General features: G+C 67.5%; 12 protein-coding genes. 4 read left to right on the top strand and 8 right to left on the bottom strand.

Annotated elements, in window-relative coordinates:
* Nucleotides 1–316: 316 nt before the first annotated feature.
* The 7 genes from FHS42_RS33930 to FHS42_RS33900 form a co-directional block, all read right to left on the bottom strand.
* The gene (locus FHS42_RS33930; RefSeq protein ID WP_184579801.1) at nt 317–622 is read right to left on the bottom strand and encodes a MazG-like family protein; all 306 of its coding nucleotides are present in this window, start codon (nt 620–622) and stop codon (nt 317–319) included.
* Between the two features lie 89 nt (nt 623–711).
* Nucleotides 712–1,203 carry a P-loop nucleotide/nucleoside kinase family protein gene (locus FHS42_RS33925; protein WP_312867156.1) on the bottom strand — a complete coding sequence of 164 codons (492 nt, stop codon included), beginning with the start codon at nt 1,201–1,203 and terminating at the stop codon, nt 712–714.
* The gene (locus FHS42_RS33920; protein WP_184579799.1) at nt 1,200–2,153 is read right to left on the bottom strand and encodes a nucleoside 2-deoxyribosyltransferase; all 954 of its coding nucleotides are present in this window, start codon (nt 2,151–2,153) and stop codon (nt 1,200–1,202) included. The genes FHS42_RS33925 and FHS42_RS33920 overlap by 4 nt, the downstream gene beginning before the upstream one ends.
* 34 nt (nt 2,154–2,187) lie before the next feature.
* Complete coding sequence (locus tag FHS42_RS33915; RefSeq protein ID WP_184579797.1) at nt 2,188–2,997, bottom strand: carbohydrate kinase family protein; 810 nt, start codon at nt 2,995–2,997, stop codon at nt 2,188–2,190.
* Between the two features lie 17 nt (nt 2,998–3,014).
* A complete protein-coding gene (locus FHS42_RS33910; protein ID WP_184579795.1) occupies nt 3,015–3,839 on the bottom strand; it encodes a Rossmann-fold NAD(P)-binding domain-containing protein in 825 nt (274 codons plus the stop codon).
* Entirely contained in the window at nt 3,836–4,513 is a 678-nt protein-coding gene (locus FHS42_RS33905; protein WP_246495798.1) for an aspartate racemase/maleate isomerase family protein, read from the bottom strand. Before FHS42_RS33905 ends, FHS42_RS33910 begins: the two co-directional genes overlap by 4 nt.
* A gap of 16 nt (nt 4,514–4,529) precedes the next feature.
* Complete coding sequence (locus tag FHS42_RS33900) at nt 4,530–6,050, bottom strand: radical SAM protein (RefSeq protein ID WP_184579791.1); 1,521 nt, start codon at nt 6,048–6,050, stop codon at nt 4,530–4,532.
* Nucleotides 6,051–6,260: 210 nt separating this feature from the next.
* Here FHS42_RS33900 and FHS42_RS33895 point away from each other — a divergent pair, with 210 nt between their 5' ends.
* Nucleotides 6,261–7,646 carry an NsdA family TPR-like regulatory protein gene (locus FHS42_RS33895; protein WP_184579789.1) on the top strand — a complete coding sequence of 462 codons (1,386 nt, stop codon included), beginning with the start codon at nt 6,261–6,263 and terminating at the stop codon, nt 7,644–7,646.
* Between the two features lie 9 nt (nt 7,647–7,655).
* Here the strand turns inward: FHS42_RS33895 and FHS42_RS33890 are convergent, their stop codons facing one another.
* The gene (locus tag FHS42_RS33890; protein WP_184579787.1) at nt 7,656–8,465 is read right to left on the bottom strand and encodes an SDR family NAD(P)-dependent oxidoreductase; all 810 of its coding nucleotides are present in this window, start codon (nt 8,463–8,465) and stop codon (nt 7,656–7,658) included.
* A gap of 290 nt (nt 8,466–8,755) precedes the next feature.
* On the opposite strand from FHS42_RS33890, the gene FHS42_RS33885 reads away from it, so the two are divergent.
* The 3 genes from FHS42_RS33885 to FHS42_RS33880 all read left to right on the top strand — a co-directional run bounded on the left by FHS42_RS33885 (nt 8,756) and on the right by FHS42_RS33880 (nt 10,621).
* A complete protein-coding gene (locus tag FHS42_RS33885; RefSeq protein ID WP_184579785.1) occupies nt 8,756–9,331 on the top strand; it encodes an ATP-binding protein in 576 nt (191 codons plus the stop codon).
* A gap of 355 nt (nt 9,332–9,686) precedes the next feature.
* Complete coding sequence (locus FHS42_RS36415) at nt 9,687–9,884, top strand: DUF5999 family protein (RefSeq protein ID WP_221477133.1); 198 nt, start codon at nt 9,687–9,689, stop codon at nt 9,882–9,884.
* Entirely contained in the window at nt 9,881–10,621 is a 741-nt protein-coding gene (locus FHS42_RS33880) for a hypothetical protein (RefSeq protein ID WP_184579783.1), read from the top strand. Before FHS42_RS36415 ends, FHS42_RS33880 begins: the two co-directional genes overlap by 4 nt.
* Nucleotides 10,622–10,950 lie beyond the last annotated feature (329 nt).

The following is a 10,950-nucleotide window of genomic DNA, read 5'->3' as shown; positions in this document are numbered from 1 at the left end:
CTCTCGGCGGGTCATCGTTGCCCGGCCGGAAACGGCGTTGATCGCATTGGCCTGCTCGTCCTGCGTCCGGTTCGCGTTACGCCGCAGGTGACGGACGGGTGGCGTGGTTGTCGGCGACCACGTGCAATTTCACCCTCGGGTGGGCCTTGGCGACGTGCTTGAGGAAAGGCAGGAACGGTAGAAGCGAGCGTCACGGCCTCGCCGCCTAGAGGCGTCAACCGAGCGATGTGCCGACCTTGACCTGTACGACGGCGGGCCCCCGACCACTAGAACTCAAGGTGTCGGGGGCCCGCCGTCGTCGCTCAGTGCGGAGACTCTAGACGTCGCTCGTCCGGATCTGAGCCCCATGCTCGTTTCGCTCGTACGTACGCCGCGTGTTCTTCTCGATCTTCCGGGCGACCTCGGAGTCCAGGTCCACGCCGTTCATCTCGGCCAGGGCTGTCAGGTAGAGGAAGACGTCGGCCAGCTCTTCCCCGAAATCAGGTAGCCCCTTGCGCCATGCGGTGAATGCTTCGCCTACCTCGGCGGTGAGGAGGCCGAACTCCAAGGCCACGTCCGTGGTGTTGAACCCCTTGAGGGTCTTGTTTTCCCAGGCGAGCTTCTGGGCGGACCCGATCTCCAAGACTCCTCCAGCGCCGGTACAGCAGGTGCCTCCGAAGCCTAGCGGGAGCGGTGTGCCGGTGTGTCGGCTTCGGCTGGCCGCCACCCTGTCTACGGAGGTTCGAGCGTCGTGGTGTCGAGGACGAGCACGCGGGTGTAGTCGGTAAGAGTGGAGAAGACCCTTTCGTAACCTGTTACCAGGGCGCAAACCTCTTCCAGACTGGCTCCCTCGCCGTCGCGCGAGAGGAGTCTCTGGTGGATGACGGCTGGTGGCGCGGTCAGGTGGACGAGCACGCCGGAACGCTCGATGACGCTCTCGGCCAGGTCGATCGCCTGGCTCCAGTTGATCCGGGACCGGCCCCGGTGAAGAGGACCGTAGACCAGTTCGCTGATGAAGCACCGGTCGAAGAGGATGCGCCCGGTTCCGGCAAGGATGTTCCTGTAGCGGCTGGCCAGGTCGAGGTGGTCGGGAGTCTTCGGCGAGTGCACTACGACGAAGCCGTGGTGCGTCGATAGGCGTGCTCCGAGCGTGCTCTTGCCGACTCCGTCGCAGCCTTCCAGGACCAACGTCTGGTACTCGCCGGCGATCTCGTCGAGGTTCACGAGGTCAGCCAGGACAGGACGGCGTCGCCGTTGTCGAGGTGGGCGTCGGTTGCGTACTGGATCATGAGGTTCCGCCAGTTGGGCTCGCGGCCATGGGCGTGCGTAAACGTCGGGCGCGGTTGGAAGGCCGCGATCCTTACGCCGCTGGCCACGGCCGCACCGATGAGCAGGGCAGTTCCCGGCGGCGTTTCGGGGCCGGAGACATCGGCCAGCAGCCGGGCAGCCGAGCACACCGCGGTCAGGTCAGCCAGGGCCCCTGCCACCGGGTCGGACGCTGCGAAACGCTGGGGCACCACCACCGTGTGGCCAGCGTCGACGCATGCTTTGGCCAGATGATCTCGACCCCATGCCGTGTACGGCGATGCTTCGACGTAGACAGGTGCGCCGATTACGGCAGGTGCACCCACGAGACGGGGAGCGCCATCCGGGAGGTCAAGCAGCGCGTCGACGGCCGCGTCGAGTGCCGTATTCGTCTGGGCAACGTTGCGCGCCTGGAAGCCCGGGAAGCGGGACCGGGCCGGAGCCGGCGGGGGAGTTGGTGGTCCGAGCTTGGTGACGCGCACGATGCGTGTGGCCACGGCCTGGAGGAGGGGGTCGGGGAATTCGAGGCGGGGGCCGGCCTCGGTCAGCGAGTAGGTCTGGAAGTCGGTGGTGAGCACGATGACCGGGACACCCGAAGCAGCGGCGTATCCGATCTCCATGCAGACCCCGTCGTCAAGGCTCGGGCCGTGCAGGATGGCGACCATGGCGTCGAGGCGGCCAAGGCGTTCGCGGTCCAGCTCGAACAGGCGGCGCCCCTTGACCTCGGCGACCAGGTCCTCCTCGTCGGTGTCACAGAACGGCAGGAAGACGCGACCCGGTCCGACTTTCGCGGCGAGTCGATCGGCGAGGTCGGCAGCGAGTGCGCGGTCGTGCGCGGCAAAGAGCCGGTGGGCTACGTAGACGGACACTGGGAGAGGCCCCCAAGTCGTGAGGTCAGCCGCGTCAAGGCGCGGGGATCGGAAGGGAAGAGGCCGCTACGTACCTGGCTGCGGCTGCTGTCGCCTCTGCGAGAGCCTGGGCGATCGTCGCCCCCTGCGCACGATGGGCCAGGAAGGTTCCGGCCAAGGTGTCTCCAGCGCCGGAGACCTCGCGTGGATGATGCAGCGGTGGAACGGCGGAGGCCACCTGACGCCCGAAGCAGCGCACCACTGCGGCCCGAGGGCCATCGGTGATGACCACTTCAGGGAGCGCACTCGCGTCGATCACTTGCTCCAGAATCCGGTACTCAACGGCGTTGACGAACACGCTGGTTGCCTTCGGTAGCCAGTCGGCGGCTGCGCGGATCATCGCTTCCGCGCTCGGCAGGAAGAAATCCACGCTGAAGTCGGTCCCGTTCCCCGCGAGTCGGTCGAGCACTGCCACCACGTCCAACGGGCGGCGGCAGCAGACGTGGTAGGTGCCGCGCGGGTGCAGGTCCACGTGCCTGAGCGCATGCTCGGTCAGGCACGTTGCCACGCCGTAGTGCGTGCCTATTGCCACCAGCTCGCCTTGCAGGTCGTACTCCAAGTCGAAGCTGGTGGAGCTGCCCTCGAACTGGGCCCTTGCCGACCAGTCGAGCGCGTCCAGACCCGATGCCTCCGGAAGGTGCGCGAGATCACTTCCGAGAACGCAGACCGGGGCCGCCCGGCGGCCGGCCTTCGTCGCCGCCAGCGACACGAACAGGGCCGCGCCCCCGAGCCGGGGACCGCCACGATGGTCGGGATAGCGAGTCAGGTCCCGGCTGATGTTGCCGATCACGTCGAGCCGTTCCACGGTCTCACCCCAGGAGGTCAAGCACCGCGGGCGCGGTGTGCGCAGTCGATGACCTTCGAGCAGACCGGCCGCAGCCGGCAGAGCTGCGGGGCGGGACCGTTGAGGTACAGGCGCTTGAAGTAGATCAAAACGAGGTGCGCCCACCAGGTCGGCTCCACCCCGTCGGGGATGGTGACCTGGTACTCGTTGTCGATGACCAATGAGCGGAACTCGTCTGAGCGGGCGTGCACGGCCGCCTCAAGGACGTGCCGCATCCGTTCGTGTGCCACGGCGCCTGACGGAAGGGCAAGGCCCAGTGCCGGTGCGAGCTTGGTGACCATGCCGGAATCCACCGGCATGATGCCGCAGTGATACCCGCGGGCGGTGAGCAGTGCGCACTGGGCGACCTTGTAGGACGCTCCTCGCACCCGTGCGGCGAAGTCGAGGATCAAGGCATCACAGTCGGCTGAATCCCCAGTCGGGTCGGTCCCCTCCTTCTCCCAGCCGCACAGGAGCTCGGCGAGGGAGCGCAGATAGTCGATCCGGGTCTGCGGCAGACCGATGGGACGTACCAGCGAAGCCAAGTCGGCGTCGGTAGCCGCAGCGAGGCTGTCGAAACCACGAGCATCCGCCGACGTGATCACTCGGGCGTACGTCTCCACCATGCGATAGGAGACCCGAGTGGACCAGCCAGCGGCGAGCATCCGTACCCGCGGATCGCTGATCGACGTCGGCCACCACCGGTTCTCGTCGTGGTTGGCCTCCACCTCGGCCCGCACATCCGGGAGGCCGGCAGCGCGGGCCACGAGCCGGTGGACGCGCCGGATCTCAAGCGGCTTCGCCTTCGCTCCCTCGATCGTCATGAGCAAACTCCAGTACGGGCCCGGGCGGCCAGAAGTGCCATGGCGAGGTTGGACGAGAGAACCGGCTTGCCGAACCGGTGCTCCAGTTCAGGGATCACCGCCAGGGTGTGCCATCCGGTGCACGAGAAGACCACCGCTTCGGCAGCCCCGACCGCTTCCTGCGGTAGCTGCCCCGTCAGGGACAAGATCTGTTCCGGGGTGATCGCGGGATAACCGTCGGCCAAGCCAAGGCTGGCATGAGCCAGAACCTCCACGCCGGCCGCGGCGAGTGCCGCGGCTTCCGCTTCGGTCACCGGGACGGGATAGGGCGTGACCAGCACCACGCGCGCCGCGGCTGCCCTGGTGAGAGCTTGCAGGAGGGCGTCGAAGGCGGTGAACACGCCGTCCGGCAGCGGGGGACCGTCGCTGAAGCCCGCTGACGTGCACGCCAGCATCACCACGTCGAGCGGAACATGGGACAACGAGTCCAGCGCTTGCGCTGATGCCGCACGCAGCCCGTGCCAGAACGAGGCGTCGATCGCTGTCGTCCTGGACGCGGGTACGAGCCGCGCGTGGTGGAAGACCGTGCGGCGCAGGCCGAGGCGGGCCAATTCGGTCTCGACAGCGACGTTGGCCCAGGGCAGCAGCAACCCTGCACGGACAGTGCGGGCCGACGCCGCGTCCAAGGCTGCCAACGTCGCGAGGGTCCCGTCAGGAAGCGGATGCAACACGTTCTCCGTAGATCAGGCGAGGCGCATGACCGGTAACCACCAGGTCGCCGGTAGTGCCGCGAGGCACCGCCGCATCGCGCTCGACGATCTGGATGGAGTACGAGCCCAACCGCCGCCACCAGGTCCCGCCCTGGCCGATGAAGTACGAGTGGAGACCTGGCACGCGCAGCCCGGTCGGATAGACCCGCTCCTTCATCGGCTGGTCCCAGGTGAAGTCGATGTCCGCCTTCCACGAGGGGAATTGCTCCGCCGATGGCAGCGGCTCCAACGCTCCGAGCGCAGCCAGTGGCGTACCAGGGAAAGCCCGCGCCAGGCGTAGGTTCGTCCGATGGCACAGCAGGCCAGCATCGAAAATATCCGCCAGGCCCCGGAGGTTTGCCACGTGGGTGCCGTGAGTTTCGCCGGGCAGACCGTAGATCAGGTTCAGGCCCGGAAGCAGCATCGGCAGACCACCAGGGCCACGGGCGGCGCCCGCCACGTTCACGTGCTCGACGGCGCGCATCAGGATCTCGGGCGTGCAGGTGAGGGTGTTCCTCGCGATGACTGCCGGGTCGAAGCTCTCGATACCCATCGGCGCGCAGTTGCCCTCGGTGCAGTAGTCCGCCACCAGCTTGGCGATGCGCAGGCCGACCGGCGCGGCCACAGCGAGGGGGTCCGCGTTGTCGATGTGAAGCACTTCCAGATCGGGGCAGCGCTGCCGGATACCGCCGAGCAGGGCGCGGATCGCGTCCTCGTCCCGGTTGCGATAGGAGAAGAAGCAGGTCTGCTGCCCGAGTCGCATGTTACGGACGCCAGCGGCGTAGAGCTCGGCAGCCTCGGCGACGACATCGTCGGCCTCGCGGAAGGCGACGAGAGGGGACTTCGCTGGCTCGTTGCAGAAGTCGCAGAACTTTCGCCGGGTACAACCGCGGTACAGCTCCAACTCGGCGATCGGACGCCAGGGCATCTGCTCGACGAGGCCGGTGAACGAGTCGCGCTCGCGCTGCATCCGCCCGTAGGCAGCCGGGTGACGGCTACCGAGCAGAAGGTCGTCGGACGTCACGGTATGCGTATGGACGGCGTCGAACAGCCCCGCGTACTCCGCCGGTGCGGCCAGGGCGTAGGTGGACAACGGCCCGAGCAGGTAGCGGCGGCCCCGCGCGCAGGCGAGCGCACGAGAGATCTCCTCGAACGACCCGTTCACAGCGTGCAGATGGACGGATGGAACAGCGTCTCCCGCGATGACGACCACGATCTCGGCATCCCGCAGAAGCTGAATGGCGGCGTCTCGGTTGACGGTGGTCGAGTATGTGAACGGATCGCTCTGGGGCGGTTCGACGGTGGGCTTGCCACCTGCCAGACACCAGCGGACATCATCGATGGTCACATACCGAACGTCCGCCTCCGGCCTCGCCCGCCGCAGCGCCGACCAGGCGTTCCGGACGTAGGTCGACAGGTACGGCGGTACGCCGAGACCACTCGGCTCGACGGTGAAACAGTCCAAGATCACTAATTGCTGCATGGTGTTCTCCCTCCGATGCCAAGGGCATTGGCGACGTTCCAGCAGCGTCCTGGCCGGGAAAGCCGTCGGCCCGCAGCTCCTCCAGTCTCAGTGCTGACACAGCTTGCGAGGAGGGGGCAACGGGGTTGTTCGGTTGTACGGGGGTTGTTCTTTCATGGCCCTGCGTCAAAGGACTGGGACAGAGGGTGATCGACAAGGCATCATCTGCGCATGGGAAGCACAAAGGGGGCCGGCGAGAGCAACGCCGGGCTCGCGGCTGTGATCTTGGAGACCGGTCGTTCGCACGCGGCCCTTGCCCGCAAGGTCAACGAACTGGCCGCGCTGCAGGGCGTAGTCACGCGCTACGACAAGGCGTCGGTGACGCGCTGGCTGCAAGGAATGACCCCTCGCGATCGGGCCCCTGAATTCATCGCCGCTGCCCTGGCCGGTTTCTTAGGCCGTCCCATCGCACCTGCCGACCTCGGCTTCCCAGAGCAGCGTCAGCGGCCCGTGGTCGCCCGCGCTTTGACGTACCGTGAAGACGTGGGTGAAACACTGCACACGCTCGCGGAGCTGGGCTCCACCGACATCTCGCGGCGCAGCTTGCTCGGGGCGGCTCCCTTCGTCGCCACTGCCCTGATGGACCCCCAGCGACAGTGGCTTCTGTGGCTCCTTGAGGACGATCAGGCTCCGCGCCTGGCCGCTGTCGCCGGCGGGGGCCCTGTCGAGCAGGTCCAGGCGATGATCGCCATGTTCGACGAGATGGATAACCGCTTCGGCGGTGGCGGAGTCCGGGCAAGCATCGTGCACTACCTGAGCAGCCAGCTCGCGCCCATGCTGCAAAAGCGCAACATGCCCACGCACCAGCGCCGGCTTCTCTACACCGCGGCGGCGAAGATGGCGGCGACCGCCGGTTGGTGCTCTTACGACACCGCCGACTACGGACTCGCCGAGCGATACATGATCCAGGCACTCAGGCTGTGCGCCGAAGGCGGCGACCGGGTACTCGGTGGACAGATCCTGGCGGGCATGTCCCACCTCGCCACCAGTCTCGGCAACCCGGCCGAAGGCGTCTCGCTCGCCCGAGCGGGCATCGTGACCGCCAAGTCGGCGGGCAGCCCGCTGGGGCTCGTGCGGCTGCACGCCATGGCCGCCCGTGGTTACGCCGCTCTCGGCGACTCCAAGCAGGCCACGGCCTCCCTGCACGCGGCTGGCAGAACGCTGGACATCAGCCGAGGGCCGGCCGAGGAGTCGCCATGGGTCCGCTTCCTGGACCACCACTATCTGGAAGCCGAGGCCGCCCTGGTCCACCGTGACCTCGGCGAGGCGACTCAGTCCGAACGGCTCGCCAACGCATCGGTGGAGGCGAACGGCGAACGGCGCCGCCGACAGGCGATCAGCCGCTCGGTACTTGCCACGGCGTTCCTCCGACAGAACAGACTGGACGAGGCAGTCGGCACCGCCAGCGATGCCCTTGACCTGCTCAGCGGCGTTCACAGCGAAAGATCGGTCCAGGCCCTGCGCGACTTCCGCGCACGCCTTGTCCCCCACCGAGGCGAGCCGATGGTGCGTGAATTCGAGCTCAAGGCCAGGCCCCTACTCGGCACTGCGGCATGACCCGTTCGGTCAGTACCCCTCCGGTGTTGGTGCGTTCTGCCCTTTGTCAACGGGGAGGTTGACCCCTGTCACCCCACGCGATTGGTCCGAGAGCAGGAACGCGATCACGTCCGCCACCTCCTCCGGTCGTACCAGGTCACCCCCTGCGAACTCAGCACGGAAGCGGTCGAAGGCCGCCGGGTCCTCGCGTCGCATCCGGTCCCACCGCTTACCTGGGATGAGCATCGACCCGGGCGAGACCGCGTTCACGCGGATGCCGTCCATGGCCAGCTCCCTCGCCAAGGACGACACCATGTGGATCTGAGCCGCCTTCGCCGCGCCGTACTGAGCCTGTGGTCCCGGCTTCCAGCCGGAGACCGAGGCCACCACGACGATCGGGCCGCCACCAGCCGCCCGTAGGTGAGGGGCACTCGTCGCGACCAGTCGCGCAACATGGCCGACGTTCATCTCCCACGTCGCCGACCAGTCTTGAGTCGTTGCCTCGGTGATTCCCCGACCCCGCGCGCCGCCGGCGCAGGCGACGGCGCCGTCCAGGCCACCCAGCGTTGACGCGGCCTCGTCCACAAACCGCTCCAACAGCTCGGGCACAGATACGTCCAGAGGCCGGGTGAACAGAGCTTCGGGTGAATGGAGCGAGTTGCTCAGCGCCTCCAGGGGTTCGGCCTCCCGGGCACACGTCGCCACGCGCGCTCCTTCCGCCAGGAGCAAGCGCACGACGTGTTCGCCCAGCCCTCTGGAACCGCCGGTCACCACAATCCGGCGGCCCTCGAAACGTCCCGTTGCCGTTCGCTGCCCGCTGTCGTGCCCTGTGCTCGTCATCCGTCCAACCTTCCACCAACCGTGCCAACCCGCGTGGTCGGAGACACCCTCCGTGCACCCTTCTTACCGAGACGCCGGAGCGGTTCCCTTGGGGGACGTACCCGGTCCGGGGGACAACCGTGCGGTCGGCGATCAGCCGGCACCAGCTCCGCGAATTCGGAGACGGCGCGAACCCGGGATGTCGCAAGCCGTTGCTCAACCGTCGTTCCCGGGCGCGGCGGACCCATCACGAGACGAACGAGAGCCAGCGAACGCACCCCGCGCTCCTCTCCCCACCCGGGAGGCACACCGTGTCCCAGCCACCTCACCCACGCAACAGCCTGACATTGGCCGACACCCCCAACGCTGTCGGCCTGGCACGGCTGCACACCGCAGACGTTCTGTCCGGCTGGGGCGTGCGCTTCGATACCGTCGAGACCGTGCAGCTTCTCGTGTCGGAGCTGGCCACGAACGCCGTTCGGCACCCGAAGGAAGGCGAGGAGGAATCCTCCCTGTTCTCGGTGCGGAACGTGGTGCAGACCTTCGAGTTCGCCCTGGAGATCATCGGCCACGCCGTGCGGGTATCGGTGTGGGACCGCGACACGAGGCCGCCCGTGTTGAAGGAGGTCGGCGTTGAAGCGACGGGCGGCCGGGGCATTTTCATCGTCGCCGTGGCGAGCAGGCGCTGGGGCCACTATCCGGCTCGCGGTAGGCCCGGCAAGGTGGTTTGGGCGGAGGTCGATCTCGTACCCGCCAGCCCAGTTGGCGAGGATGAGAGGTCGCGCTCTCCGAGCCGGTATCCAACGACCGGCCCAAAGAAGCCATGGGTCGCACGGGCCGACCCGAACATGATCGGGCGCGTGCTCGTGGGCCTCAGGAGCATCTGAGCCGTGGACGAGACAGAAGATGTCAGCCCGGCGCTCACGTGCGTCAGGAGTTTGCTCCCTGGGCGCGGTGCCTCTTCACCGGGGCGCGGATGGTGAGCGCCGACGAACAGACGGAGACAGCCGCGACGCCCCGCCACCGCCCGGAGGCAGCGTCGCCCCATGCATCGCACTGGTACGGCCAGTGGCTGAGCCGTACGGCCAGCGCTCTGCACGACGAGACGTAGTCGTCAGCCAGAACACCACGAACCTTCCTCACCCACCAAGATCGGCGCCCTCGCCGTTGTTACCGGACCTCCCCCGAGGTCCTGAGCCCGTCTCCGACGGTGAGGGCGCTGTGTAACAAAAGGATTTGACGATGTGTCAGCACCAACCGGAGTGTCCCGCCGCACGTTGTCCAGATGGTCAGGCCGCTCGTTCGGTTGCTAGCCACCCGGAGCAGGGGTGGTGGTTGCTGTGCAACGGCATCCTCCTCTTCGAGGACACCGGCAGCCTGCTTCCTGACGGCCGGGTTACCGCTCCGCATCGGCCTGCTGCCACGGTGGCGACCTCATGAGCTCGACGCCACGCCAGTTCTACTGGCGGAGCCTGCACATCCCCTTCATCGCCCCGTGGACGGGTGAACGAGCACGTCACTGCACCGTTGTCCTGCGACGCGGCCGTGGCGGGGAGGGTATCGGTTACGCCGACGAGTCCGGCGTAGCCGACAGAAGGCACGGTGTGTTGTGGGTGCGTCAGCCCGCCGTGCGCGGAGTCGGTGAACCTCTGCTGGCGGGCGTGCACGCGTTGCGCCAACGGCAGGCCATGTCCCACATGCTGTGCCAAGTCTGTGGCACGTCGGCCCTCGGCAAAGCCGACGAACGCCACCTGTTCCTGATGCGTGACGTGACGGGCAAGCCGATCGGTGAGGGCGAACGGACCGCCACGCCACCGGTTTGTCAGCCATGCGCAGTCGAGTCCGTGCTCGCCTGTCCACACCTGCGCAAGGGACACACCGCAGCGCTGGTGCGGCACGTACGGCCTTGGGGCGTCGCCGGCATCGTCTACGATCCGCGAACCCTCACTCCCTTACCCAACGACGTCACGAACGGCCTTGTGGAGGTGGAGTACACCAACCCGGTGATCCGGTGGACCCTCGCAGCCCGCGACGTCGTCACCCTTCACGACTGCACCACCGTTGACCTGGAGCAGCTCGTGGCCACGGGCCGGGACGGGCGCCCCGACAACTCAGCCACATCACACACGAGCCGTCAGGCACCACATGCGCCAGTGCACGGGTCGCCACTACTGTGATCGTCCTACCGCGTCAGGTGACCGTTACATCCCCCGAAGCGCACGCACGAATTAGCGGAAGCGGGACACCGCTTGACGCGGGCGCGGCCTTCACCATCTGGAGGGTGGCCGAAACCGGGCCGGACGGAAGGCGCCGGTGTGCGCGGCCCGAGGTGGTATTCGAGCACCGTGCCCCTTGCTGTCTCGGCTGCTTTCGTACTGACACGGATGGTGTCGCGCGACAGCGACTGGTGGACAGCGTCTCGGGCAAGTCGCTCTCCCAGTTGCTGGGCACCTCAGGCTGGGCGGAGGCTTCGCGCTGCGGCATGAACGACGATCAGCGAGCGCGC

This window comes from Streptomyces zagrosensis (assembly GCF_014203645.1).
Lineage (GTDB): Bacteria > Actinomycetota > Actinomycetes > Streptomycetales > Streptomycetaceae > Streptomyces > Streptomyces zagrosensis.
The sequence above is the reverse complement of the archived record's forward strand: the minus strand, read 5'-3'. Positions and strand labels throughout refer to the sequence as shown.